This is a genomic window from Streptomyces sp. V4I8, assembly GCF_041261225.1.
Lineage (GTDB): Bacteria > Actinomycetota > Actinomycetes > Streptomycetales > Streptomycetaceae > Streptomyces.
This window is the reverse complement of record NZ_JBGCCN010000001.1, coordinates 8015695-8040452: the sequence shown is the minus strand read 5'-3', so window position 1 is coordinate 8040452 and position 24758 is coordinate 8015695. Positions and strand designations below refer to the sequence as shown.

General features: G+C 70.7%; 20 protein-coding genes and 1 pseudogene. 14 read left to right on the top strand and 7 right to left on the bottom strand.

Features of this window, described 5'->3' with window-relative positions; all coding sequences use genetic code 11:
• Positions 1-93: 93 nt before the first annotated feature.
• The 7 genes from ABIE67_RS36475 to ABIE67_RS36445 all read left to right on the top strand — a co-directional run bounded on the left by ABIE67_RS36475 (position 94) and on the right by ABIE67_RS36445 (position 8903).
• Positions 94-1359 carry an ABC transporter substrate-binding protein gene (locus ABIE67_RS36475; protein ID WP_370265815.1) on the top strand — a complete coding sequence of 422 codons (1266 nt, stop codon included), beginning with the start codon at positions 94-96 and terminating at the stop codon, positions 1357-1359.
• 20 nt (positions 1360-1379) lie between these two features.
• Positions 1380-2345, top strand: a complete 966-nt coding sequence (locus ABIE67_RS36470) for a carbohydrate ABC transporter permease (protein WP_370265814.1) — start codon at positions 1380-1382, stop codon at positions 2343-2345.
• Between the two features lie 8 nt (positions 2346-2353).
• Complete coding sequence (locus tag ABIE67_RS36465; protein WP_370269302.1) at positions 2354-3238, top strand: carbohydrate ABC transporter permease; 885 nt, start codon at positions 2354-2356, stop codon at positions 3236-3238.
• Between the two features lie 27 nt (positions 3239-3265).
• Positions 3266-6139 carry a glycoside hydrolase family 2 TIM barrel-domain containing protein gene (locus tag ABIE67_RS36460; protein WP_370265813.1) on the top strand — a complete coding sequence of 958 codons (2874 nt, stop codon included), beginning with the start codon at positions 3266-3268 and terminating at the stop codon, positions 6137-6139.
• 137 nt (positions 6140-6276) lie between these two features.
• The gene (locus ABIE67_RS36455; RefSeq protein WP_370269299.1) at positions 6277-7284 is read left to right on the top strand and encodes an ATP-binding cassette domain-containing protein; all 1008 of its coding nucleotides are present in this window, start codon (positions 6277-6279) and stop codon (positions 7282-7284) included.
• A gap of 1 nt (position 7285) precedes the next feature.
• The gene (locus ABIE67_RS36450; RefSeq protein WP_370265812.1) at positions 7286-8092 is read left to right on the top strand and encodes an ABC-2 family transporter protein; all 807 of its coding nucleotides are present in this window, start codon (positions 7286-7288) and stop codon (positions 8090-8092) included.
• A 1-nt stretch (position 8093) separates the two neighbouring features.
• Entirely contained in the window at positions 8094-8903 is an 810-nt protein-coding gene (locus ABIE67_RS36445) for an ABC transporter permease (protein ID WP_370265811.1), read from the top strand.
• A 10-nt stretch (positions 8904-8913) separates the two neighbouring features.
• On the opposite strand, the gene ABIE67_RS36440 is transcribed toward ABIE67_RS36445, so the two are convergent.
• Entirely contained in the window at positions 8914-11325 is a 2412-nt protein-coding gene (locus ABIE67_RS36440) for an NACHT domain-containing protein (protein ID WP_370265810.1), read from the bottom strand.
• A 345-nt stretch (positions 11326-11670) separates the two neighbouring features.
• Between ABIE67_RS36440 and ABIE67_RS36435 the strand changes: the two genes are divergently transcribed.
• Together ABIE67_RS36435 and ABIE67_RS36430 are read left to right on the top strand one after the other, a co-directional pair.
• Positions 11671-12990 (top strand): jacalin-like lectin, encoded by a 1320-nt coding sequence (locus ABIE67_RS36435; RefSeq protein WP_370265809.1) that lies wholly within the window; start codon positions 11671-11673, stop codon positions 12988-12990.
• Positions 12991-13016: 26 nt separating this feature from the next.
• The gene (locus ABIE67_RS36430) at positions 13017-14558 is read left to right on the top strand and encodes a hypothetical protein (protein WP_370265808.1); all 1542 of its coding nucleotides are present in this window, start codon (positions 13017-13019) and stop codon (positions 14556-14558) included.
• A gap of 24 nt (positions 14559-14582) precedes the next feature.
• Here ABIE67_RS36430 and ABIE67_RS36425 read toward each other — a convergent pair whose 3' ends face one another.
• The 3 genes from ABIE67_RS36425 to ABIE67_RS36415 form a co-directional block, all read right to left on the bottom strand.
• Positions 14583-14708 carry a hypothetical protein gene (locus tag ABIE67_RS36425; RefSeq protein WP_370265807.1) on the bottom strand — a complete coding sequence of 42 codons (126 nt, stop codon included), beginning with the start codon at positions 14706-14708 and terminating at the stop codon, positions 14583-14585.
• A gap of 5 nt (positions 14709-14713) precedes the next feature.
• Entirely contained in the window at positions 14714-14908 is a 195-nt protein-coding gene (locus tag ABIE67_RS36420; protein WP_370265806.1) for a hypothetical protein, read from the bottom strand.
• Positions 14909-15108: 200 nt separating this feature from the next.
• Positions 15109-18198: a hypothetical protein gene (locus ABIE67_RS36415; RefSeq protein WP_370265805.1), complete on the bottom strand. Its 3090-nt coding sequence runs from the start codon at positions 18196-18198 to the stop codon at positions 15109-15111.
• Positions 18199-18392: 194 nt separating this feature from the next.
• Here ABIE67_RS36415 and ABIE67_RS36410 point away from each other — a divergent pair, with 194 nt between their 5' ends.
• The 4 genes from ABIE67_RS36410 (at position 18393) to ABIE67_RS36395 (ending at position 21481) form a co-directional block, all read left to right on the top strand.
• Entirely contained in the window at positions 18393-18578 is a 186-nt protein-coding gene (locus ABIE67_RS36410) for a hypothetical protein (RefSeq protein WP_370265804.1), read from the top strand.
• A 46-nt stretch (positions 18579-18624) separates the two neighbouring features.
• Entirely contained in the window at positions 18625-19227 is a 603-nt protein-coding gene (locus tag ABIE67_RS36405) for a TetR/AcrR family transcriptional regulator (protein ID WP_370265803.1), read from the top strand.
• A 61-nt stretch (positions 19228-19288) separates the two neighbouring features.
• The gene (locus ABIE67_RS36400; RefSeq protein ID WP_370265802.1) at positions 19289-20716 is read left to right on the top strand and encodes a hypothetical protein; all 1428 of its coding nucleotides are present in this window, start codon (positions 19289-19291) and stop codon (positions 20714-20716) included.
• A gap of 36 nt (positions 20717-20752) precedes the next feature.
• A complete protein-coding gene (locus ABIE67_RS36395; RefSeq protein ID WP_370265801.1) occupies positions 20753-21481 on the top strand; it encodes a hypothetical protein in 729 nt (242 codons plus the stop codon).
• Here ABIE67_RS36395 and ABIE67_RS36390 read toward each other — a convergent pair.
• The 3 genes and pseudogenes from ABIE67_RS36390 to ABIE67_RS36380 all read right to left on the bottom strand — a co-directional run bounded on the left by ABIE67_RS36390 (position 21468) and on the right by ABIE67_RS36380 (position 23167).
• Positions 21468-21893, bottom strand: a complete 426-nt coding sequence (locus ABIE67_RS36390; protein ID WP_370265800.1) for an NUDIX hydrolase — start codon at positions 21891-21893, stop codon at positions 21468-21470. The genes ABIE67_RS36395 and ABIE67_RS36390 overlap by 14 nt on opposite strands.
• A 62-nt stretch (positions 21894-21955) precedes the next feature.
• Positions 21956-22712, bottom strand: a pseudogene (locus ABIE67_RS36385) (isocitrate lyase/phosphoenolpyruvate mutase family protein).
• A complete protein-coding gene (locus tag ABIE67_RS36380) occupies positions 22709-23167 on the bottom strand; it encodes a hypothetical protein (protein ID WP_370265799.1) in 459 nt (152 codons plus the stop codon). The pseudogene ABIE67_RS36385 and the gene ABIE67_RS36380 overlap by 4 nt, the downstream one beginning before the upstream one ends.
• A 105-nt stretch (positions 23168-23272) precedes the next feature.
• On the opposite strand from ABIE67_RS36380, the gene ABIE67_RS36375 reads away from it, so the two are divergent.
• Positions 23273-24685: a hypothetical protein gene (locus ABIE67_RS36375; protein ID WP_370265798.1), complete on the top strand. Its 1413-nt coding sequence runs from the start codon at positions 23273-23275 to the stop codon at positions 24683-24685.
• Positions 24686-24758: the final 73 nt, after the last annotated feature.

The window sequence follows — 24758 nt, the reverse complement described above, 5'->3', positions numbered from 1 at the left end:
ACCGCACCCCCCTTTGAGCCAACTGGCGCTGAGCCGCTCCAGCCACAGGCACGAGCACAGGGCCGCAGCCGTACTCGAGACAAGGACGTCAGCATGTCGGCATTGAGCAACAGCAACTGGGACCGCCGGAACGTACTGCGGGCCGCGATGGGCCTGGCGGCCGCGGGCGGGCTGGCCGCGTGCGGCGGCAACAACGGCCGCGGTGGCGGGTCCGGTTCGGGCACCAACCTCGTGCAGATGTTCCACGCGTACGGCGAGGCGGGCACCGAGCAGGCCATCAAGCGGTATGCGAAGGCGTACAAGGAAGCCAACGTGACCACGCAGTGGATCACCAGCTCGGACTTCGAGAGCAAGCTCTTCTCGGCCCTGCTCACCAAGAACGCGCCGGATCTCTTCGAGTTCCACCCGCAGATCCAGATGGTCAAGAGCGGCCAGGTGGCGGACCTGACCGACATCATCGACCCGGTCAAGGACGACTTCAACCCGGCCGACATCAAGTCGCACACGGTCGACGGGAAGATATACGGCGTCCGGATGATCGACGACCCGCAGTTCTTCTTCTACCGCAAGTCGATGCTGGAGAAGGCCAAGGTCGAGGTGCCGACCACGTTCGACGAGCTGATGGAGGCCGCGGCCAAGCTCACCACTGGCAAGGTCAAGGGCCTGTACATGGGCAACGACCTGCACAGCGTCAACGACACGTTGATCTGGTCGGCCGGCGCCCAGCACCTCACCGAGAAGAACGAGATCGCCTATCACACGGACGGTGTCGTCGAGGGTCTGAAGAAGATGCGCACGCTGTTCACCAGCGGCGATCTGCTCCTCGGCGCCCCGACCGAGTCCTGGGACCCCTCCTCCTTCAACCAGGGCCTGTGCGCCATCCAGTTCTGCGGCATGTGGGCGATGCCGGCAATCCAGGACGCGCTCGGCGACGACTGGGGCGTCTTCCCCTTCCCGAAGGTCACGGACAACGGCAAGCAGTCGGTCTACAACGGCGGCTGGTCGATGTTCGTCAACGCCAAGGGCAAGAACGTCGACGCGGCCAAGGAGTACGTCAAGTGGCTGTGGATCGACCAGAAGGAGTACCAGGAGGACTGGGCCACCTCCTACGGCTTCCACATCCCGCCGCGCACCTCGCTCGCCGAGTCCGCCACCAAGCTCAAGTCGGGCAACGCCGCTGAGGGCGTCAAGCTCTTCAACGAGTTCGGGCACTTCGACAACATCGGCTGGACCCAGGCCATGCGCACCGCCTTCGAGGACGTCTTCGCCAACTGCGTGCGCAAGAACATGGACCCGGAGAAGGCTCTCGACAGGTGCGACGCGGCCGTCAACCGCGAGCTCAAGAAGCTGTTCGGATAGGCCGCGGGACGGACCACGACATGTCGACGACCACCAAGCTCGACCTCGCGAGCTCCGCCCCGGCGAAGGCCTCATCGGCCAAGCCGCGGCGGGGTCTGCGGGGCAGCCCCACCTTCGCCTTCTGGCTCTTCACCGGGCCGTTCCTGATCGGTCTGGCGATCTTCGTCTACGCACCGATCCTATGGAGCCTCTGGCTGAGCTTCTTCGAGGCCCGCTTCACCGTCACGCCGGACAAGTTCGTCGGGTTCGACAACTACAAGTACATGCTGACGAACGACGACTTCGTCGGCTCGCTCGGCACCTTCACCGTCTTCGCCGCGTTCATCGTGCCCACCACCTGGGCGCTCTCGCTGGGCCTGGCACTGCTGGTGAACCGGATGCGCTTCATGCGGGCGTTCTTCCGCTCGGTCTTCTTCCTGCCGACCGCGGTCAGCTATGTCGCCGCGGCGCTCATCTGGAAGATGTCCATCTTCAGCGGCGTCCGCTTCGGCCTGATGAACACGGTCCTCGGCTGGTTCGGGGTCGAGAACATCGCCTGGCTGATCGACCCCAACCCGCCCTGGTACTGGCTGGTCATCGTGACCGCCCGGCTGTGGCTGCAGTCCGGGTTCTACATGATCCTGTTCATCGCGGCGCTGCAGAACATCCCGGAAGAGCTGTACGAGGCCGCCGCCATCGACGGCGCCAAGTCGGGCTGGCAGACCTTCTGGTACATCACCCTGCCCCAGCTGCGTGCCACGTCGACCGCGGTGATCCTGCTGCTGCTGATCGCCGCCTACCAGGCGTTCGACGAGTTCTTCAACCTGCTGTCGAAGACCACCTGGGGCCGCCCGCCCCTCGTCGAGCTCTACTACAAGGCCCTGGGCGAGAGCCAGGACTACGGCGCCGGCAGCGCGGGCGCACTCATCCTGACCGTGCTGATCTGCGCCGTGACCCTGCTCCAGGGCAAGATCATGGGCTTTGGAAGGGGTGACGAGTCCAAGTGACCACCGCCATGCCCAAGGTGCGGAAATCCGCACCGACGTCGGACACACCCGGCCGGGTCAGGCGCGGTGGCGGCGTGATGAGCTCCACCGGCCTCTACATCGCCACGGGCGTCGCCGCCTTCCTCTTCCTGGTCCCCTTCTACATCATCGTCCGCAACGCCCTCTCCACCGACGCCGAGATCACCGGAGAGAACTGGAAGATCTTCCCCACGGACATCCAGTGGGGCAACATCGGCGAGCTCTTCAGCGACGAGACGGTCCCCTTCGCCCAGTCCCTGTGGAACTCGGCGGTCGTGGCCACCCTGCACACCGTCGGCGTCCTGCTGGTGTGCTCCCTCGCGGGCTACGGTCTGGCCCGCATCCCGTACAAGCACGCCAACAAGGTGTTCTACGCCGTCCTGGGAACCCTGATGGTCCCGACCGCGGTCACCTTCGTGCCGAGCTTCGTGCTGGTCTCCTCGCTCGGCTGGGTGGACACCTACCGGGGCCTCATCATCCCGGGCCTGTTCAGTGGTTTCACCTGCTTCCTCTTTCGGCAGTACTTCCTGGGGTTCCCCAAGGAACTGGAGGAGGCGGCACGCATGGACGGCCTGGGCTACTGGGGGGCGTACTGGCGTGTCGTCGTACCCAACTCGCTGAACTTCTTCGCGGCGATGGCGACCATCACCTTCATCAACGGCTGGAACGCCTTCCTGTGGCCCCTGGTCATCGGGCAGGACCCGAGCTCGTGGACCGTCCAGGTCGCGCTCTCCAGCTACATGACCAACCAGACCGTGGTCTTCCATCTGATCTTCATGGCCACGGCCGTTTCCATCCTGCCCCTGGTGTTCGTGTTCCTCTTCCTGCAGCGCTGGCTGGTGCAGGGGATCGCACAGACCGGCATCAAGGGCTGACGCCTTCTTCCCAAGAGCTGGAGACCGATGTCTTTCCGCACCACCCCCTCCGTCGACTACGTCGAGGACGTCTCCCCGGGCCGCGGGGCGCTCCCGCCCCGCGCCTGGTACGCGTCCTCGGACGCGAAGTCCCTGTCCCTCAACGGCAGCTGGCGCTTCCGCCTGTCGGCGACCGCCGACGCCGAGGACGACTCGTTCGCCGAGGAGGGGTACGACGCCGGGGACTGGGCCGAGGTCACGGTCCCCGGCCACTGGGTCCTGCAGGGCGACGGCGCGTTCGGGTCGCCCATCTACACCAACCACCTCTACCCCTTCCCGGTCGACCCGCCCCACGTCCCGACCGACAACCCGACCGGCGACCATGTGCGGGTCTTCGACCTGCCCGACGGGTGGCCGGCCGACGGCGGTGCCGTCCTGCGCTTCGACGGCGTCGAGTCCTGCGCCCGGGTCTGGCTGAACGGCACGGACATCGGCGAGTTCAAGGGCTCCCGGCTGCCCCACGAGTTCGCGGTGGGGCACCTGCTGAAGCCGGCCGGGAACGTGCTCGCCGTCCGGGTGCACCAGTGGTCGGCGGGCTCGTACCTGGAGGACCAGGACCAGTGGTGGCTGCCGGGCATCTTCCGTGACGTCACCCTGCTGCACCGCCCGACGGGCAGCGTGGGCGACTTCTTCGTGCACGCCTCCTACGACCACACCACGGGCGAGGGCACCCTGCGCGTCGACTCCGACGTCGACGGGCGGGTGTCCGTGCCCGCCCTCGACATCGATGTCGCGACCGGTGAGCCGGTGACGGTCGCGGTCGAGCCGTGGTCGGCGGAGACACCGAAGCTGTATGACGGCGAGCTGGTCACGGCGGGCGAGCGCGTGCCGCTGCGCATCGGCTTCCGTACGGTCGTCCTGGAAGACGGCCTCATCAAGGTCAACGGCAGGGCGATCCTCTTCAAGGGCGTCAACCGGCACGAGTGGCACCCCGAGAAGGGCCGCGCCCTCGACCTGGAGACCATGCGCGAGGACGTGCTGCTGATGAAGCGGCACAACCTCAACGCGGTGCGCACCTCGCACTACCCGCCGCACCCGGCCTTCCTCGACCTGTGCGACGAGTACGGCCTGTGGGTCATCGACGAGTGCGACCTGGAGACCCACGGCTTCACCGAGCAGGGCTGGCGGGACAACCCCGTCGACGACGACCGCTGGACCCCGGCGCTGCTGGACCGCGCCGCCCGTATGGTCGAGCGGGACAAGAACCACCCGTCCGTCGTCTTCTGGTCCCTCGGCAACGAGGCCGGCACCGGGCGCGGGCTGACCGCCATGGCCGAGTGGATCCACGGCCGGGACTCCTCGCGCCTCGTGCACTACGAGGGCGACTGGAACTGCCGGGACACCGACGTGTACTCGCGGATGTACGCCTCCCACGAGGAGGTCGAGCGCATCGGGCAGGACCTGGACGGCGGCACCCGCAAGCGGCGCGAACTCCCCTTCATCCAGTGCGAGTACGGCCACGCGATGGGCAACGGCCCGGGCGGGATCGCCGACTACCAGCAGATCTTCGAACGGTACGAGCGCCTCCAGGGCGGCTTCATCTGGGAGTGGATCGACCACGGGGTCAAGCACCCCGAGCTGGGCTACGCCTACGGCGGCGACTTCGGCGAGGAGCTGCACGACGGGAACTTCGTCTGCGACGGGCTGATCTTCCCGGACCGGCGGCCGTCCCCGGGGCTCGCCGAGTACAAGAAGGTGATCGAGCCGGTCCGTATCGAGGGCGACGGCACGGGCGGCACCGTACGGATCACGAACGCGTACGACTTCGCCGATCTCTCGCACCTGGAGTTCGAGTTCTCCTACGCGGTGGACGGATTCCCCACCGGGGCGCACACGCTCACCGTGCCTTCCCTCGCGCCGGGTGAGTCGGCTGAGGTCAAGCTCCCGGCGGCGGCCCCCGACGGCCAGGGCGACGAGGTCCTGTGGACGGTTCGCGCGCTGCTCGCCGAGGACACCGCCTGGGGGCCCAAGGGCCATGAGGTGGCGTGGGGTCAGGAGACCGTCGCCCTGCGCACACCCGCGACCGTCGCCGCCTCGCAGCGGCCCGTGCACGACGAGCGGCTGATCACGCTCGGCCCGGCGACCTTCGACGCCCGCTCGGGCCGGCCGACGACGATCTGCGGCCTCGACGTGACCGGGCTGCGCCTGGACGTGTGGCGGGCGACGACGGACAACGACGACGGCGCCTCCTGGCAGGACGACACGCGCTACGGCGTGCTGTGGCGCAAGCTCGGCCTGCACCGGATGCAGCACCGGCTGGACGCCGTGGAGCTGGGCGACGACGCGCTGACCGTCCGCACCCGGGTGGCGCCCGCCGCCGCCGAGGTGGGCCTGCGCACGGTGTACCGCTGGACGTCCGACGGCACCCGGCTGAAGCTGACCGTGTCCGTCACGCCCGAGGGCGACTGGGCCCTGCCGCTGCCCCGGCTCGGCATCCGCTTCGGGCTGCCGGCCGACGCCGCGCGGGAAGTCCTGTACTTCGGCGGCGGGTCCGAGGCGTACCCCGACACCCGTGCCGCCTCGAAGCTCGGGCAGTGGCTGCCGGGCATCGACGACCTGCAGACCCCGTACGTCCGCCCGCAGGAGAACGGCGCCCGTGCCGACGTCCGCTGGGCGGAGCTGGGCGGGCTGCGCATCGAGGGCGACCCGGAGTTCTGGTTCAGCGCCCGGCCCTGGACCAACGAGCAGCTGGACGCCGCCCGGCATCTGACCGACCTCACCCCGGGCGACACCCTGTGGATCAACCTCGACCACGGCCAGCACGGCATCGGTTCGCAGTCGTGTGGTCCGGGTCCGCTGCCGCAGTACTTCCTGAAGGCCGAGCCCACGGAGTTCTCGTTCGTGTTCTCGAACCACGAGTGAGAATTCGCGGTGAGAAAACCGTAAATCGATTGACCGATTGATCGACTTTCCGACACCGTCGGAAGGGCCACCAGCGGCCGGTCGGCAGACATGCCGACCGGCCGCAACTTGCGTTCAGAACAAGGGCGTTGATGCACTTGAATGGCAATATCGAGGTTCGCGGTCTGTCCCGAACCTTCCACACCACCGTCCGCCGCCCCGGCTTCACCGGCGCACTGCGCTCTCTGGTCAACCCGCGGAAGGTCGCCAAGCACGCCGTCTCCGACGTGACCTTCTCCGTCGCCCCCGGCGAACTCCTCGCCCTGCTCGGCCCGAACGGCGCCGGCAAGTCCACCACCATCAAGATGCTCACCGGCATCCTCACCCCCACCGCGGGGTCGGCCCGCGTCGCCGGGGTGGTGCCGTACGAGGAGCGTGAGCGCAACGCCCGCAACATCGGCACGGTGTTCGGACAGCGCACCCAGCTGTGGTGGGACCTCCCGGTGCGCGAGTCGTTCGCCATCCTGCGGGACATCTACGAGGTGCCGAAGGCCGAACACGCGGCAAGACTCGCGGAGTTCGACGATCTCCTGGACCTCTCCTCCTTCTGGGACACCCGGGTCCGCCATCTCTCCCTCGGTCAGCGCGTCCGCTCCGACCTGGCCGCCGCCCTGCTGCACGACCCGCCGGTCGTCTTCCTCGACGAGCCCACCATCGGCATGGACGTGGTGGTGAAGGAGCAGGTGCGGGAGTTCCTGCGGCACCAGGTGGAGGAGCGCGGCCGGACGGTCCTGCTCACCACCCATGACATGACCGAGGTCGAGCGGCTCGCCGAGCGGGTCGTGCTGATCAACCACGGGCGGCTCGTCCTGGACGGCACCCTCGACGAGATCCGCCGCAAGTTCGGGTCCACCTGGCAGGTGCGGGTATCGCTCGCCGACCCGCACACCGAGGTCGGCTCCCTGCCGGGCATCGCACTGCTGCGGCACGAGGGCCCGCAGGCGGTCTTCGGCCCGGACGGCCCCGACGCGCCGACCGTGCACCAGGCGCTGAAGCAGGTCATCGAGCGGTACGAGGTGACGGACCTCGCCCTCGACGAGGCGGACCTGGAGGACGTGATGCGGGCCGCGTATGTGCACGCCGAGACCGCGGCAGAAGGAGCCTGAGATGGCCTCCGTACTGCACGGCTGGCGCGCCGCCCGCGTCACGCCGCTCGGCGAGTTGCACACGCCGCCCCGGATGACGGCCGTCCTGCTCCGGCTGACCGTCCAGGTGGTCCTGGTGGCGTCGCTGTGGCGCGGCCTGTACTCCCACACCGGCACCACCGCCGGGCTGACCCGCGACCAGGCGGTCACGTACGCCGTCCTGGCCGTACTCGCCTCCCGGCTGCGGGAGTTGGACCAGTACGCGGGCCGGGACACGGTGCTGCAGCACATGCACTTCGGCACGATCGTCTACTGGTACCTGCGCCCGCTGCCGCCCCAGCGCTACTACGCCCTGCGCGCCCTCGGCGAGCAGCTTTACGGGCTGGCGTGGGCGCTCGGCGGATTCGCGGTCTGCCTCGCCGTGGGGGTCGTGGAACCTCCCAAGTCGGCTGCGGTGGCAGGGGTGTTCGCGGTGAGCATGCTGCTCGGCCAGTGGGTCCTGTACTACGTCATGCTCGTCCTCGACCAGCTGTGCTTCTTCACCATCCGCAACAACTCCGCGATGCTCATCCTGATCTTCGCGCAGAACCTGATGTCCGGGGTGTACGCGCCGTTGTGGTTCTTCCCGGACTGGTTCATCACGCTCAGCACCTTCCTCCCCTTCCAGGCGACACTGAGCGTGCCGCTGTCGATCTATGTCGGTCGCATCGAACTGTCCGACGCCGGAGTCCAGTTGGCCGTCCAGGCTGCCTGGGTCGTCGTGCTGGCGCTGTTCACCCGGTGGGTGTGGCGGCGAGCCGCGCGGCGCGTGATCTCGCAGGGAGGCTGAGATGTCGTCGAAAGCCGTGAAGTCCCTGCGCCTCGTCTGGCGCATCTCGCTGCTCAACATCCGCTCCTCCATGGAGTACCGCACCGAGTTCCTGCTGAACATCGCGATCGGCGCGATCTGGCAGATGTCGGTGATCGTGTTCGCGACGGTGCTGCTGGCCCGGTTCACCGGGATGGGCGGCTGGAACAGCTCGGACGTGCTGCTGATCCCGGCGATCCGGATGCTGGCGCACGGGTTGTTCGTGCTCCTGCTGGGGCGTGTGCACTTCATCGGCCGCCAGGTCCAGGAGGGGAAGATCGACATCTATCTCCTCCGCCCGATGCCGGTCCACCGGCAGGTCCAGCTCGCCTACTTCCCGACCAACGCGATCGGCGACCTCACGGTCGCCGCGGGTCTGATGGTGGGCGCGCTCAGCCGCAGCACCCTGGACTGGTCGGCGGGCCAGGTCTCCTACCTGATCGCCGCGGTGATCGGCGGGATGCTCCTGGAGGCGGCCCTGTTCACGGCCGTGGCCGCCGCGTGCCTGCGCTACCCCGCCGCCGACTACTGGGGCCGCTGGCTGGAGGAGCTCCTCGGCACCTTCGGCAGCTACCCGCTGAACGTCCTGCCCAGGGCGGTCGGCGGCTTCCTCACCTTCGCCCTCCCCCTCGCCTTCGTCGCGTACTTCCCGGCCGCGGTCCTCACGGGCCACGACACGTCCGTTCCGTACTGGCTGGCGGCGTCCTCGCCCCTGCTGGGGCTGGTGGCGTATCTGGGGGCGCGGTGGCTGTGGCGGTGGGCGCTGGGGCACTACGCGGGAGTGAACGGATGACCTCTTGTGCTCACCCCCGCCCCGGAGGCCGTGCGGACAGGCGCTCCTGGAGCCGCAGATGGCGGAACTGGTACAGCGCGCCCGTCTGACGCAGCACACCGCGTGCGTGCGCGTCCTTCAGGAAGGTCAGCAGTCGCCAGGGCAGGCGTCCGGTGAGCCCGAACCACACCCGTGCGGTGAGGAACCGGCCCCAGGCGCTCAGGGCCAGGGTGGCCGGGGCCAGGGACAGCCACAGAAGGCCGCAGATCTGCTCGATGCCGCCTGCCTCGGCGGCCCTCGGCAGGCGGGCGGCGAGCAGGAGCAGTGAGGAGAGGAGGGCGACCAGGACGGCCCGTACGAGGGCCGTCCTGCGGTCCTGGGTCAGGCTCCGTTCCGGGGAGGGCACCGCCTGGACGTCGACCGTGCGTGCGCCGGCGTGGAAGACGGACATCGCGAGCACCGCGACGCAGCCGATGAAGCCGCCGATGAGCGCACCCGAGCCGAGTGCGAGCCCGGCGGACCACCCCGGGTCCCGGCCCTGGTCCAGGCAGGTGTTGAGGAGACAGGTCAGCGCTCCGGTCGGTGCCCCCAGCGCCGCGCCCAACAGCAGCCCCCGGCCGAGCCATCGCACGATCACCGTGACGTTGTCGCGTCCGGGGAGTGTGACGGGCTGCGCGGTCCGGCGTGCGTCGAAGAAGGCGACGAGCAGCGCCGCGGTGACGCCCAGGCTCAGTTGGCGGGTCTCCTGGCACACCTGCTCCGGCATCTGCTCGGCGGACTGCCACGTGTGGAGCGCTTCGAGCGCGACGAGGGTCGTCACCAGCAGCGCCCGGCGGCCCGTCGACCGGCGTCGCCGTTCACTGTCCGTCCAGCTCGGACGGTCGTAGGAGAGGATCGCGAGGGTCAGGCCGAACCCGACGATCCAGAAGATCGCGGCCGGCGGGAAGAGCAGCGATGCGGGCTTGGCGCCGAAGTACGTCTCGAAGGCGTCCTCGGACAGGGCCGGAGCCAGCAGGGCCAGCAGCGCCCCGGAGCAGACCGACGCGAGCAGCGGGGGTCCGAACCACCGCACTGGCCAAGGGAGTTCGGCCTCCAGCCGCCACCAGGCGATGGTGCCGCCGCCGTGGCCCCGGGCGTGCCGGGCCAGGAACCCGAGCTGACGCCGTGCCTTGCGGGCCGTCCAGGGGGCGCCCGAGGAGGGGCCGTAGACGGCCGGTACATAGGCGTCGAGGAGATGGCGCTCGATGCGTTCCGGTGTGCTGAAGCGATCCTCCAGCAGCACGGCCGGATTCCGGTCGGGGTCCTCGCGCGAGCCGTCGCAGACCTGCCGGGCCATGGCGATCATGAGCGGGGAACCGAGGACGGTGCGCAGCGCGGCGGCGGGTGTCCGCTCGGGATCGTGGCGGAGCCGGTGGACGACCGGCGCCCAGACGGTCTCCAGCTCTCCGTCGGCGTTGCGCAGCGGAGGGGCGCCGGACGCCAGATACGCGCAGGCGGTCTCCAGCGGGACGGGGAGGAGTTCGAGCACGGTGGCCGCGGTCAGCACGTCCGTCGACGCGACCGTGGCCGCGTAGGCGTCCGGTCGGCTGGTGAGCAGCAACGGCACGCTCTCGTCGAGCTCGGCGTTCAGCCGCCGCATGGCCAACGACCTGACGGATTCGGGCAGTTGGTCGAACCCGTCCAGGACCGGGAGGATCAGCTCGCGGTCCAGCAGTTCGCGCGCCACGTCCTCGGCGGGGGCGGTCATGCCCAGCATCTCGTACTGGGCGACCAGGCAGCGCACGATCCAGTCCGTCAGACCGTCACGCCGTACGTCCCACGAGGCGATCGGGAGGATCACCGGTACGGCCCGGCCTCTCTCCCTTCGTTCCAGGTACGCGAGCGTGACTCGGTTGGCCAGGACGCTCTTGCCGGATCCGGCCGGCCCCAGGACGACCACGCGGCGGTGCGGATGGGCGGCGAAGGCGGCCGCCAGTTCGGCGACGCCGCCGTGGCCCTCCGGCGCTCCGGCGAGTGTCGCGTCGTCGGGCACGTTGTGCCGGTGGTCGGAGAGACAGACGTCGCCGCGCGTCCAGCGGATGTCCATCGGGGCGGGGTCCTGCAACCGGCGCAGCCGGGCCTCCGCCTTGCGCTCGCCGCGCACCTTCCGGGCGAGGGCCTCCGCGGCCAGGGGGACCCGGTCCGCCGGGTTCTCCGAGGGGGTGCCGAGGAGTCGGGTGAGGAGGGGCGTGATGATCGAGCTGATCACGGCCGCGAGGAGCGGCAGGACGTTCACCAACGTCGAATCGTCCCGTCCGCCGCCCGGCTCCCCCGAAGCCCCCCGGCCCTGCCCGCCCCCCATGGTGAAGCCGACGTACACGGCGACCCCGATGACCACCCCGATCGCCACGAACCCCATGAACAGCAGCACCTTGATCCTCAGATGCTGCGAGTTTCGCGCCATGTTCCCCCTCCACCTCCCTGAGTGAGCGCAACGCGCACTCATCTCGGGGAACGCGGATCGAGGCTCCCGCAGCAGCAGGATGTTCCGCCTCCCGGAAGCACTGAAGCGCACGCCACCCGCGCGCCACCCAGCGCGCTGCGCCGGGTGCTGCGTGGGTGGCGCGTGAGCACGGTGCGCAGGCCGCCTGGACCGACTTAAGGCCGCCTGGACCGACTTGCCGGACGGGCTCGCTGCGGCAGTGCCCGTCCTTCACTGTTTCCCCGACAGCCCTTGTACGTCACTCTGGTTGACATCGAAACTGAACAGCGCTCATCTTCTTCGTCACTCATCGGAGACGCCCCCACCATGAGAAGACTGATCGGCACGCTCGCGGCCGCGGCCCTGGCCGTCACCGGCCTCGCCACCACCGGATCGACGCCCGCGGCGGCCGCCTCCAGCGGCACCTTCAACGTGCTGACGTACAACGTCGCGGGCCTCCCGGAAGGTCTGAGTTCCGGCAATCCGGAGACGAACACCCCGCTGATCTCGCCGCGGCTGGCGGCGTACGACATCGTGAACGTGCAGGAGGACTTCAACTACCACGCGGCCCTGTACGCGGGTGACAACCACCCGTACCGCACCGCGACCAGCGGCGGCGTGCCCTTCGGCGACGGTCTCAACACCCTCTCGGACCACCCCTTCGAGGACTTCGAGCGGGTGAAGTGGAACGACTGCACCGGCACCAACTGCCTGACGCCCAAGGGCTTCTCGCTCGCCCGGCTCCGCCTCGCCGAGGGGGTCTTCGTGGACCTCTACAACGTCCACACCAACGCCGACGACACGGACGACGCGCTGGCCGCCCGCCGCGCGAACGTCGAGCAGCTGTCGGACTTCATCCAGGCGAACTCGGCCGGGAACGCGGTCATCGTCATGGGTGACACCAACACCCGGTATACCCGCAGCGGCGACAACATCCGCACCCTCGCCGACGAGAACGGCCTGACGGACGCGTGGGTGAAGCTGGCCAAGGGCGGTGTCCGGCCGACGCAGGGCGCGGACGCGCTGCTGTGCCCGACGACGGCGCCGACGAACGGCTGCGAGGTCGTCGACAAGGTCCTCTACCGTGGCAGCAAGCTGCTGACGCTGGACGCCACCCGCTACAACAACGAGTGGGCGTCGTTCCTTGACTCCGCGGGCGGCAACCTGTCCGACCACTTCCCGCACACGGTCGACTTCTCCTACACCCTCAACCCGGCCCTGAAGGCGAGTGACTTCTTCGGCGGCCCGCACGGCACGGCCTTCAACGACGCCGACGACCTGCCGGCCTCGGTGTCCCCGCGCACCCTGACCCTGCGCGGCGGCTCCCGCCTGGACGCGGTGTCCCTCACGCACGACGGCGGCACGGCCCTCACCCACGGCGGTACGGGCGGCACGGCGACGTCCCTGACGCTGGCCTCCGGGGAGCACCTCACCGCCGTAAAGCTGACGCAGGGCCAGAAGGACGGGCGTACGCGGATCTTCTCGGCGAGTTTCACCACCGACAAGGGCCGTACCCTGTCGGCCGGTACGGCGACGTCGGACACCAAGACCTTCACGGCACCGTCCGGTTGGCAGATCGCCGGGTTCACGGGGCGGGCCGGTGACGAGGTCGACAAGCTGGGGGTGCTGTACGCGCCGGTCGGCTGATCGGCGCCGTATGCGAAACTTCGCCGGTGACACCGGAGGTACAGGGACCGTTCAACCGCAGGGTTCGCCTGGTCGTCGAGGTCCGTGACGACCAGGACGAACTGGAGCTGGCGACCGGGGTGTTCGGCGCTCAGGGGTGGGGGGTGCGGCCCGCGCGGGACGGTGACTCGGTCACCGTCGAGGAGGGCTACGCCGGGCTGGTCGTCGAGATACCCGTCCACGGCTCCCGCTGGACCGCGAGGTCGACGGCGGTCGAGCAGCTCACTGCGGTCGCCAAGAGACGGAAGCTCGATCTGTGGGTGCGCGAGAGCAAGCTCATTCCGCCCAAGTCCGTTGACCAGCACACCATTTACCACGTACACCGCAGGGTGCCGGGCGACGCGAGCCCCGTGGTGCGGTGGCTGGCCGAGCACTGGGTGGCCGTCGGTGGCCTGGACGTACGGCACACCCTGCAGCTGCGCGGCGCGTACTCCGACGAGCAACGGGAGCAGGTGCTCGCCGAGTTGGCGGCGCGCAACCTCGGCGGTCCGCCGTTCGACCCCGACGCGCACGACATACGCCGGGCGATCGGGCCCCGGGCCGGTACCGGGTCGACCGAGGCGCATCGGGACCCGGCCACCATCGCACTGGCCTGCCTGGTGGTACTCGTCAGCGTCGCGTGCGGCATCGTGCTCGCCGCCTTCACGTCCCCGTGGCGGCTGCTGGCGACCGCCGTACCGGCCGCGCTCTGCCGGCCGGTGGGCGCGTGGGTGACCTCGAACGAGCCCCGCCCGAAACTCGTGAGGCTGGGCTGCGGTGCGGTCATCACCGGCGGCCTGACGGTCATCAGTTTCCTCTGGGCGGACGCCCAGGACACAGGGGCGGCCGGGTTACTCGCCGGGTTCGGCACGACGCTGGGGATCGGCCTCACGGTGTTCGGCCTGTGGTACGCGCTGAGTGAATCCTGGTTCAGCCGCAACGTGCAGTGGTTCCTCCCCGTCCTCGCCGCGCCGCTGCCGTTCGTCGTGCCGTGGGTGGGTTCGTTCCTGCACGCCGTGTATCTGGAGGACTACTTCGGGATCCCCGCCGGCACGGTGCACGTGGGCTTCTACTGGCAGTACGCCGTGGCGTTCAAGCCGCTGGCCACCACCACGGCCTGTCTGCTCGTCCTTGTCGCGCTCGCCGGCTGGGCCCGGCACTTCAACGTGCAGACGGGTGTCACCGGATTCCTCCGCTGGGTCCTGCCCCTGGTGGGCCTGGTCATGCTGCTGACGGTGGTGGACATCGCGCTGGACGACGTGGACCAGGCCGCCGACCGCGCCGTGGACGCGGCCGCCGCCGGCCGACGCCCCGCCGCCTACTTCGGCCTCGACGGCGAACTCGTCTGCGTCGAGCCCCTGAGCCCGAAGATCTCCGTCATCAACGGACCCGTACCGACCGGGCATCCGGTCCTCTCCTTCCGCGCGAACGGTGACACCCTCTGGCTCTGGGACCCCGACCCGGCTCGCGGCGAGGACACCGCCCGCCACTCCCTGCGCGTACGGGCCGAGGACGTGGCGCTGGTGGTGACCGACGGCAAGCGCTGCTGACCACGGCCCCTCGCCCGCTGCCGGCTACTCGCTGCGCAACGCCTCCGCGACCGTCAGCCGCCCCACCCGCCGCGCCGGAACCAACGCCCCCAGCGCCGCGACCACCGACCCCGCGAGGCCGAGCCCGGCCAGGGCCGGGGCCTGCCACACGTCCGTCAGGTACGCGGGCAGGGTGATGTCGACGCGTCCGCCATCCGCCATCCGCCATCCGCCATCCGCGGGATCACGAGGTGGTAGCCGGCCACGCCCAGTGGGATGCCGAGCAGGGAGCCGATCACGCCGAGGACGGCCATCGACGTCACCGTCATCACCGTGACCTGCCGCGGTGTCATGTCGATCGACTTCAGCATGCCCAAGTCCGCCTGCGGTCACGGGCGTTGAGGACGACGGTGTCGAAGACGCCGAGGGACGAGACGACAGACCGGCTTCCGGCTGATCCCGCGTGCACCGGCTTTCGCGAAGCTGACGCTCCGCTACCGGGCGCGGGCGGTGGTGCCGGCGTACGAGACCGGACCGGTGAAGACGGGGGCGGTCTGAGCCCGCCGCGGACTCAGTCGCCGTCGGGTGCCGCGAGCCGGGTGCGAGCGATGCCCGCTTCCGGTTCCCGGCCCGCCGCGGCCACCCCTGCCCACACCCGCCGGGCCTCCTCGGTACGACCGCGGTCCGCGAGCAGGTCGCCGAGCAGCCCCGCCGCCTCGGGGGCCACCTCCTCATGGCCTGTCTCCACCAGCTGCGCCAGCAGCAGTTCGGCCTCGTCGAGGTCGCCGTACCCCTGGTGGATCTGCGCGAGCAGCAGCCCCGCCTCGGGTGAGTGCTCGGCGTGCCCGGCCTCCAGGGCCGCCCGGAGGTGCCAGCGGGCCGCATCGTCGCGATGGGTGCGCAGACAGAGCCGCCCGAGGTACAGCTCGGCCTCGACGGAGTGGTCCGGGTGCCTCAGTTCCATGGCCTGGCGGTACAGGGCCGCCGCGCGGTCCACGTCGTCGTCGAGGTCGTGGAGCGCCCCCAGGAACATGGTCGCCCGCGCCTTCTCCGTGGGGTCGTCGGCGCCCATCGCCATGGCCAGCAGCCGCTTCGGCTCGGCCCGCAGACCCCGTCCGATCAGGCGGCCGCCCAGGGCGATGGCGGCCTGCGGCATGAACTCCGGGTCCTCGGTCCCGATGGCCATGCGGTACCAGTCGTCCACCGACTCGTGCTCGGCCCCGAACGCGTCGTGCAGGACTGCCAGGTTCAGCGCGGCCTTCGCGCGGATCCTCGGATTCCGAGACCGCACCGCTCGGCGGAAGGCCGTCTCCGCCGCGTCGTCACGCCCGCGCCCCACCTCCAGCAGGCCGAGGTTGAGTGCGGCGATGTCCGCCTCGTCGACCACGCCCGTCTCCACGGCCCTCGACCACGCCCGGTACGCCCCCGGCACGTCTCCTTCCCCGTCCAGGATCACGCCGAGTTCCAGCAGCGCCTTGGCCGCATGGCTGGGCACACCGCACTCCGCGACGGCCTCGAAGTCCGCACACGCCTGACCGAGTTGCCCCTGCCCCCGCTGGATCAAGGCCGCGCCGAGCAGCGCCTGGGCTCGTACGTCCGGATCCTCGCAGTCCGCGGCGGCGCGGAAGGCGGCCAGCGCTCCCGTCCAGTCCTCCAGATCCCTGAGTCGGTCGGCCTGTTCCAGCAGTTCCCCGGCGGTCCGGGGCGCGGTTCCACCGCGGTGCGCCTCCGCCAGCTCCACGATGCGCTGGTTGAGATCGGGGACCGAAGTCTCCCTCAGCGCCGTCACCTCGGGGTGATCCCACTCCGCGGCCCGTTCCCAGGCCTCCAGGGCACCCGGCAGATCACCGCGGTCCTGACACAGCCCCGCGAGCAGGGCCCACGACCTCGGAGCGAGATCGGTGTGTCCGCTCGTGGCGACCTCGCGGAAGAGGGCCTCGATGTCCCCCCTGTCCGCGTCTTCGTGCACCAGCATCATGGCCAGCTGGAAGCGGGCGATCGGTGCGAGGCGCTTCACGTCCCCGTCCGCCGCCGCCCGGCGCCATGCCTCCTCGGCACCGGCGGTGTCCCCTTCGTCCTTCAGCAACGCGCCGAGTTCCAGGGCGGCTTGTGCCCGGTTCTCGGCGTCCCCGGTCGCGATGAGCTGCCGGAAGGCCTCCTTGGCGCCGGAGTTCGCGCCGAGCAGCCGCTTCGCCTTCCCGAGCCACAGCAGGGCGACCGGCCGGTTCTCCTCGTCCTCCATGGCCCTGGTGAAGGCGGCGGCCGCGTAGACCGGGACGTCCCGCCGCCAAGCCTGGTAGCCGATGTCCAACGCCTCCTCGGAGGTGGCCAGTTCCAGCAGCGCCGGCCAGAGGAAGCCGGGGACGGGACCGGAGTCGGCCTCGCCGACCAGCTCCGGCGCGGTCTGCCAGCGGTCCGCACCCGCCTCGGGAGCCGAGGGCTGGAGCAGCGCACGGCCCCCCACGACCGGGTCCCGGGCCCAGGCCAGTCCTTGCTCGAACCCGTCCTCCGTGGTCATGGGGACGCCGAGCGCGGTCAGGTACGGCCGGAGCAGTTGGAGCAGTTCGTCGCGGGTCAGCCCCCGGTCGAGTCCGGCCCGGTGACAGTCCACAGCGGCCCGGACCACGGCGACGCCGACCGGGTTGGCGGACCGGGCGGTATTGAGCCGCAGCAGCATCTCGCGGGGCTGCGCGGCTTCCACCACCTCGGCGAAGCTCCTGGGCGCGGCACCGTCCGCGAAGTGCCAGGCGGCCTGGGCGCGCTCGGCGTCGCCGAGTTCGAGCGGCAGATGCACGAGACACGCCATGCTCAGCGCGGCTCGGGCGGCGGCACCGTCGGGTGCGGTCTCCTCCAGAATCGCCCCGCATCGGCGCGCCGAGATGGTTCCGGCCGTCACAGCCCAGCCGGAGAGCCAGTCCAGCAGTTCGGGCGTCAGCCCCTCCAGGTCGGCTTCCGCCAGATCGTCCAGCCAGAGCACGGCCGGTGTCCCGAGGCGGCCCAGTGCCTGCGCGCAGGAGCGCAGCCGGGACAGCGCGGCGGCGGTGTGCGGGATCAGCACCGGTGTGTCGGCGGCGAACTCCGCGCGCAGCGCCTCGACGGCCGACCGGGTCTTGCCCGCGCGATCCTCGCCGTACGCGAGGACATACGGATAAGGCGGGCCGTCGAGGGAGAGCATGCTGCGCATCTCCTCGTCGAAGTCGCCCCGGGCGATGTATCCGGCGTCCGCACCGGGCAGGGGCGGGGCCACCCCCAGTTCGGTGTCGGTCAGTTCACCGAGGACGGGTGGCCGTCCGGACGCGGTGAGGCGCAGCAGCTCGCCGGTTTCGCCGGGCGACTGCTGGAGTGCCGAACCGTCCAGGGCCCGGACCAGTTCGTCATGGCGTCGGCGCCAGGCCGTCACCGAGCCGAGGTCCTCGGGGAGGTCGATGCCGACCGCTTTCGCGTGCTCCTGGCAGGCGGTGACGAGTTCGCGCACGAGTTCCCAGCGCGGGGCACGTCGGATCTTCCCGGCCAGCAGGGGACTGAGCGTGCTGGCGGCGGGCCGTGAGGGCATACGCCGTTTCAGGTCGCCGAGCGAGGGCGCTCCCGAGACGAATTTCAGTTCCCGCAGAGTGCCGCAGAAGCGGAGCAGTGGTTCGGGGGTGCCCTGCGGAGTGGCCATGTGTCTCCCCTGACACGCGGATGCCGACGGTTCGTCATCAGCGTAGCCACGCCCGCGAGTTCGGGGATCTCGTCGATCGTTCGTGGTCGTTCGGAGTCGTTCGCCATTGCCGCCGGAAGGGTTCGCGGGGCCGGAGGCTGGCCGTACGGATCCCTCGGGGGCGACTGCCCCGAGACGTACGGGAAGGACACAACATGCCGCTCTTCGATGTCCGCACTCTGGTCGCCCTCACCCTCGCCCTGCTCGCCGCCGCTGTGGTCGGCGGTCTGGCGCTCGCCGCCGGGGCGGGCTGGCCGGCGGCCCTGCTGGCGGCCGGTGCGGCGGGCTGGGGTGTGTTGACCGGGCTGCCGTCGCTGATGCGACAGGACCGAGCTTCCTAAACACCCTAGGTTATAGGCTAGCGCTCACAGCAACGGAGGTCACCTCATGCCCCGAGCGGGTCTCACCGCCGACCGCATCACCTCGGCCGCCGCGGACCTGGCCGATGAGGCCGGCTTCGAGAGGGTCAGTCTGTCGGCTCTGGCGCGGCACTTCGGCGTGAAGGACGCGAGCCTCTACTCGCATGTCCGGAACCTTCAGGACCTCAGGACACGGATCGCCTTGCTCGCGGGCGGGGAGATGATCGACCGGATCGCCCTGGCGGTCGCGGGCCGGGCGGGCAAGGACGCGCTGAAGGCGTTCGCCGACGCCTACCGGGGCTACGCCCTCCAGCACCCGGGCCGCTACGCGGCGACCCAGATCCGGATCGACCAGGCCCTCGTCGCCGACTCCCCCGCGATGCGCCGCACCGCCGAGATCACCTACGGCATGCTCCGCGCCTACGGTCTCGACGAACCCGACCTCACCGACGCCGTCCGCCTGCTGCGCAGCACCTTCCACGGCTACTGCGCGCTGGAGTCCACCGGGGCCTTCGGCGCTCCCCGGGAGGTGGCCGAGTCCTGGGGGCGCGCTGTCGACGCACTGCACGTGGCGCTCGTGAACTGGCCGCGCGGCGAGCGCGACCGGCAGCCGCCCCAGGTGCCACGCTGACCACTTAGACTGGAAGCTTCGCGGAGGTCACACGCCTTCACCCCGGGGGAGGGAGCGCGCCTTGTCCCAACCGCAGCTCGGACGCGGCCCCTTGAGGGACCGACAGCCCGGTCCCACCCCTCCCGCACCGGACGAGGAAACCCCGGACGGCTCGCCCCCGGCGCGCTTCGTCGGCTGGCTCGGCGGCCTCGGGGCGGCGGCGGCCGGGTACGGCGTGTTCCAGTTCCTGTTCAGTGTGCTGCCCGACTCGATCGACGGTCCGGCCGCCCGGTATCTGATCTCCGGGGTCAGCGGGCTCAGCACCTTCGTCGCGGCCTGGCTGGCGGCGGCACTGCTGCGGGCCCGCACGGCGGCGTCGGCGGAGCGCGCGGAGGTCCCCGCCGTGGGAACGGCCGCGATGGCGCCTGGGGCGCCCGGCCCGCTCCCCCGTGTCTTCGCCTCCGCCTACGACGCCCTCGTCGACCAGGTTTCCGTCGTGGAGGACCCGCGGCACGGGCGGCTGACCGGCTGGCCGCACTCCCTCGGCGAGAACACGCCGCCCCGGCCCACCCCGGTCGGCACCGCGTACGGCCTGCACATCATGCTCGACCTGGGCGTGCCCGACGGCCGGCTCAGCACCGGCGACCTGGTGGACACGCTGTGGCGGCTGCGGCTGCCGGGCGGCGGCTGGTCGGCGCGCTCGCAGGGGTCCGAGGCGCGCCCGGAGGTCACCGCGCTGGTGCTGGGCGCGCTGGCCCGGGCGGGGACGTCGGCCGAGCGGCTGGCCGCTGAGGTGGACCGGTGCGCGGGCGCGTTCACCCGGCAACTCGACCGCGCCGGGCTGGAGTCGACGCATGTCGTGACGACCGTGCTGCGCGGACTGCTGCGTGCCGCGCCCCGCTCCGAGATCCTGCCGACGCTGCGCGAGGCCCTCACGGACGGCGCGATCAGCGACCCCCGCCGTGAGCATCTGCGCTGCTGGGGCTACCGTCTTCAGCCGCCGTACGGCAGACCGTCCCCACTGCACACCGCGCAGGCCGTCGTCGCCCTCGACCGGGCGGCCCGGGTCATGGGCGAGGACACGGACGCCCGCGCCGTCCGGGCCCGGACCGCCCGCGAGGACGGCGTGCGCTGGCTGCTGTCCTGCCCGGACGCGCCGCACGACACCTGCCCGGACCTGGACAACCTGCACGAGGAGGTACGCCGCCCACGCACCGACGACCCCTCACGCCACGAGGTGCTGAACGTACGGCACTTCACCGCCTCCTGGCTGGCGCGCGCCCTCCTCTCGCCGGGCGCGCTGGAGATCGCCCGCGCGGACGGGCTGGAGGACGAGTGGCGGGTCCGGCTGGAGGGGGCCGTCGCCGCGGTGTGGGCGGGGCAGACGGACGGCATCTGGTCGTGGGGGCTGGGCGACAGCACCGAGCTGCGGCGGCCCATGTGGATGACCTATCAAGGTCTTTCGGCGCTGCGCGGGCATGCCGTATGGATGTATCAGCCGGAGGGTTGAACTCGGCGATGATGAGCGGGCGTTGGAGGATGGTGCATGGGCGGTCGGCAGGTCCTGGCGGCGCGGCGGTTGCTGGCCGGGGCGCTGGACGGTGAGCTGCCCGAGCACGACATGGCGGCCGCGGCCCGCCGTGTCGTCGCCGAACTCGGCGCACTCGACCGCCTGTTGGAGCTGATCGACGAACTGGCCTCAGGGGAGAGCGATCCGGAGGGCTGCGCACGGCTGTCGTACCGTCATGTCCTCGGCTTCGACAAGCTGCTGCTGATCGACGGCGGACCGCGCCGGATGCTGCGCGCCCACGTATGGCATCCGGGCGCGGGCACGATCGGCAAGGAGGACATCCACAACCACCGTTCCCCGCTGGCGTCCTATGTCGTACGGGGCCGACTGGCCATGGAGTTGTACGAGGTCGACGACCGTGCTGGGGGTCTGGCGGCCGCTCGGTACGAGGAGTCGCTGGCGGAGCGGTCGGCGGACTGGACGCTGAAGCCGGCCGGTCCGGCGCGGCTGCGGCTGACACATACGGGGCAGTACGCGGCGGGCAGTTCGTACGCGCTGCCCGCGCACACCCTGCACCGGGCCTGGTGCGACACGGACGCGCCGACGGTGACGCTGTTCCTGGAGACGGGCTCCGAACGGCGGCATCACACCGATGTGTTCACGGCGGCGGGCCCACATCCGGGCGCGGTGGCGAAGGTGCCGCTGGCGGTGCCGGACTACCTGGCGGCGCTGCGTGAACTGGCGGAGCGGCTCAGGGGTTTGTGAACGCCTGCCGCACGATGTCGAGGTTGTACTCGTCGATGTCGACGGTCGTCAGCTCGGCCCGGGCGAGCCATGCGGCGTCCTGGTCGGGCTCGGGCAGGGTGAGCGCGCCGGTCAAGGGCCTGACCAGGAAGTTCTCCTGCCAGTTCTTGATCTCGTGCCCCCGGTAGTCGCTGAGGAAGGACGACTCGCCCACCTTGCGGAGGATCTCGCCGAGCAGCCCCGTCTCTTCCTTCAGCTCACGCAAGGCGCCGTCCTCGGGACTCTCACCCGGCTCCAGCTTCCCGCAGGGGACGCCCCACACCCGCGGCAGGAACCGTTCCTTCTCGCTGCGGCGCACCAGAAGCACCCGCTGCTTGTCGTCCATCACGACGGCGGCCGCCAGTCGCCTGTCGCCGGGGATGTCCATGGTCATGGTTCCTCGGTCCCTCGCCGGTGATGAGTCCAAAGGGTCTGATACCCGGGAAACAGTCAACGCTAACAGGAACGGCGACTGAACGCGTCCACCTCGTCGTACGACGGGGTGGTGCCCAGCGGGCTCCGGCCGGCCCGGATCTCCGCGACCGCTTCCAGAGCCGCACCCAGCGCCCGCCGGTAGAGCAGCGAGCCGAGGCTGACGCGGCGCACGCCGAGGTCGGCCAGCTGGGGAAGGGTCGGGCCGGTCGGGGCGTAGAGGATGTTGAGGGGCACGTCGAGGCGCTCGACGAGGGTGGCGATGTCCCCCGGGTCGGTGAGTCCGGGGACGAACACCCCGTCGGCGCCCGCCTGTTGGTAGGCGTCGACGCGGGTCGCCGTCTGCTCGCCGTCGCCCAGCCAGTACGTGTCGGTGCGGGCGTTGACGAAGAGGCCCGGTGCCGCCGCCTTGACGGCCTCGATCTTCGCGGCGTGCAGCGCGACGGAGCCCAGACGGTCCTCCAGATTGATGCCGACGGCGCCGACGGCCGCGAGCTCCCGGGCGAACTCCCCCACCTCGTCCGGGACTTCGCTGTAGCCGGCTTCCGCGTCGACGGAGAGGAGATACGGACCGGAGCCGAGGGCGAGCGCGAGCCGCAGTGTCTCGTCGCGGGTGTCCGACGTCCCGTCGGGCAGACCGGCGGCCGCGGCGACACCGAGGCTCGTCGTGCCGATCGCGCGAAAGCCCCTGGTCGGCGAGTGCCCTGGCCGAGGCATGGTCCCAGGCGTTGGGGAGGAGGAGAGGCTCGTCTCCTCGGTGGAGGTCGGCGAACCGGGTCACGACAGATCGCCCACCGCATCGGCGTAGTAGGTGGATCCCTCGAGGTGGTGGGCGAGTTCGCGGAAGCTCCAGCCTTCGCCGGGCGAGTGGTCGAGCTGGTCGTCGCTCAGTGCGTCGAGCCGGTTCGCCCAGATGCGGGCGAGTCGCGTGAGGCGACTGCGGGCCTCGTCCAGGTCCTGAGTCGTGAAGGGTGCGAGGTCCGCCTCGGCGGTGAGGGCGGAGGCGTGCCACTGGTCCGGCCGGGGCTCCTCGCCCGCCAGCCTGGCCTCCAGCTCGGCCAGGTGGTCGATGAGGTGATCGGCGACGCGGCGGATCGCCTTGTGCGGGGTGTGGACGCGGTCGTCGACATGGGCGGGGCGGCCGTCCCAGTGCGGCCAGGTCGCGGCCAGGGTGAGGACGTGGTCGACCATGCCGGTGACGGCGGCGGAGGGGGTCCGAGGGGCGGTTTCGGTCATGCTCGAAACGCTAGGCCCACGTCGTTTCGGTGTCGGCCGAAGTGACCCGGCCCACACTCTTGAAACTTCCAGCAACCTACCCGGCTCCGGCGGCGACCTCAGTGCATGACTTCCGCAGGACAGTCGACGCCCGCGCCCGCTTCCGGCGCCCCCAGCCATCGCCGGGCCCGTGCCGCCCGCAAGCCGCTCATCGCGGGCCTCGCCGCCACCGCCGCCCTGGTGGGAGCGTGGTACGCCACCGCCGCGGCCGCCCCGAGCGCCGCCCCGAGCCTCACCCCCACGAGCACCACGGTGAGCCTGCCGGCCAAGTTCCCCTACCTGTCCGCCGGCTACAACAACACCCGTGAGTGGACGCGCACGGCCACGGCGGTGGCCCCGAACGGCACCCTGCGCGTCGCCTGGCCCGCGGCGGACGGCATCCATGTCACCCCGCTGACCGCGGCCGGCAAGCGTTCGGGCACGGACACGGTCGTCAAGGGCACCAAGGAGGTCGGCGGCATCGTCGCGCACAACGACGGCTTCGCGCTGCTCACCCGGGTCTCCGACACCAACAAGTGGAAGGAGACGGCCGCCGCGATCGTGCGCTACACCAACGGCAGGCAGACCTTCCGCACCAAGCTGACCGGCACCTCCTCCAACGACACCTCCCCGACCCTCGACGGCCAGCTGACCTGGAACGGCAGCAAGTACGGCGCCTACTTCGTCGTGCACGGGGCGGGCGGCTTCGCCGACGGGCACTTCGGCGACAAGCTGTCGTACGTCAGCGCCAAGGGCGCCAAGCTCAGCGGTGGCTGGAGCTGGGGGTGCAGCCACAACGAGGGGATCGCCCTGTACCCCGAGAAGACCGGCGCCTTCACCTCCCTCTGCTTCGACGACTGGCGCTCGGGCCTGTTCGTGTCGACGGGGATCGGCGCGCCCGACAACGCCCCGGTCGTCCAGCGCGAGCAGTGCTGGGCGGGCTACTGCGGCGGCATGTATCCCGGCCGGACCGGCGACCTGGTGAAGTCCTCCACCGGCCGCTACGCCACCGCCTTCGCCTCCCGCGGCGCCGCCTCCGCCAGGAAGAACCCCGACGACTCCAGCGGACGCGGCTGGACGGTCACCCCGAGGACGAGCACCCACCAGGTGGCCGTCGCCTTCCTCAAGAACCACAACTCCGGCCCCGGCAAGGCGATCCACCTCTCCGGCAACAAGGGCACGGAGCACGTCAACGTCCGCCTCGCCCCGTACGGCGAGGGCCGGCTGCTGCTGTCCTGGGAGTCCCTGAAGAACGCCAAGTGCAAGGACGGCACCTGCACCGGGACCTTCACGGGCACGAGCTTCCGGCTCATCGACTGGAACGGCAAGTTCCAGAGCGCCACGAAGGTCGTCGGCACCCGGATCACCGGCGACATCGCGGTCCAGAAGGACGGAACGCTGACCTGGGCGTCCGTGCCCGTCACACCGTCGTACGCGACGCCCCTCACCGGCGCGTCGCCGACCACGACGACCCTGCAGATCGCTCGTCTGAAGCCCTGAAACCCTGAAGCCCTGAGGCCTGGTGGCCCCCCTCCGTCGCCGGAGCAGTCGACCGCGCGGGCATCACCAACCG

What these genes read in the sequence shown, in the direction of transcription:
- ABIE67_RS36375 (WP_370265798.1), top strand. Translation starts at nt 23,273, where the DNA reads ATGACTTCCGCAGGACAGTCGACGCCCGCGCCCGCTTCCGGCGCCCCC.
- ABIE67_RS36390 (WP_370265800.1), bottom strand. Translation starts at nt 21,893, where the DNA reads ATGACCATGGACATCCCCGGCGACAGGCGACTGGCGGCCGCCGTCGTG.
- ABIE67_RS36475 (WP_370265815.1), top strand. Translation starts at nt 94, where the DNA reads ATGTCGGCATTGAGCAACAGCAACTGGGACCGCCGGAACGTACTGCGG.
- ABIE67_RS36420 (WP_370265806.1), bottom strand. Translation starts at nt 14,908, where the DNA reads ATGCTGAAGTCGATCGACATGACACCGCGGCAGGTCACGGTGATGACG.
- ABIE67_RS36445 (WP_370265811.1), top strand. Translation starts at nt 8,094, where the DNA reads ATGTCGTCGAAAGCCGTGAAGTCCCTGCGCCTCGTCTGGCGCATCTCG.
- ABIE67_RS36465 (WP_370269302.1), top strand. Translation starts at nt 2,354, where the DNA reads ATGCCCAAGGTGCGGAAATCCGCACCGACGTCGGACACACCCGGCCGG.
- ABIE67_RS36450 (WP_370265812.1), top strand. Translation starts at nt 7,286, where the DNA reads ATGGCCTCCGTACTGCACGGCTGGCGCGCCGCCCGCGTCACGCCGCTC.
- ABIE67_RS36415 (WP_370265805.1), bottom strand. Translation starts at nt 18,198, where the DNA reads ATGGCCACTCCGCAGGGCACCCCCGAACCACTGCTCCGCTTCTGCGGC.
- ABIE67_RS36440 (WP_370265810.1), bottom strand. Translation starts at nt 11,325, where the DNA reads ATGGCGCGAAACTCGCAGCATCTGAGGATCAAGGTGCTGCTGTTCATG.
- ABIE67_RS36410 (WP_370265804.1), top strand. Translation starts at nt 18,393, where the DNA reads ATGCCGCTCTTCGATGTCCGCACTCTGGTCGCCCTCACCCTCGCCCTG.
- ABIE67_RS36405 (WP_370265803.1), top strand. Translation starts at nt 18,625, where the DNA reads ATGCCCCGAGCGGGTCTCACCGCCGACCGCATCACCTCGGCCGCCGCG.
- ABIE67_RS36460 (WP_370265813.1), top strand. Translation starts at nt 3,266, where the DNA reads ATGTCTTTCCGCACCACCCCCTCCGTCGACTACGTCGAGGACGTCTCC.
- ABIE67_RS36395 (WP_370265801.1), top strand. Translation starts at nt 20,753, where the DNA reads ATGGGCGGTCGGCAGGTCCTGGCGGCGCGGCGGTTGCTGGCCGGGGCG.
- ABIE67_RS36435 (WP_370265809.1), top strand. Translation starts at nt 11,671, where the DNA reads ATGAGAAGACTGATCGGCACGCTCGCGGCCGCGGCCCTGGCCGTCACC.
- ABIE67_RS36380 (WP_370265799.1), bottom strand. Translation starts at nt 23,167, where the DNA reads ATGACCGAAACCGCCCCTCGGACCCCCTCCGCCGCCGTCACCGGCATG.
- ABIE67_RS36470 (WP_370265814.1), top strand. Translation starts at nt 1,380, where the DNA reads ATGTCGACGACCACCAAGCTCGACCTCGCGAGCTCCGCCCCGGCGAAG.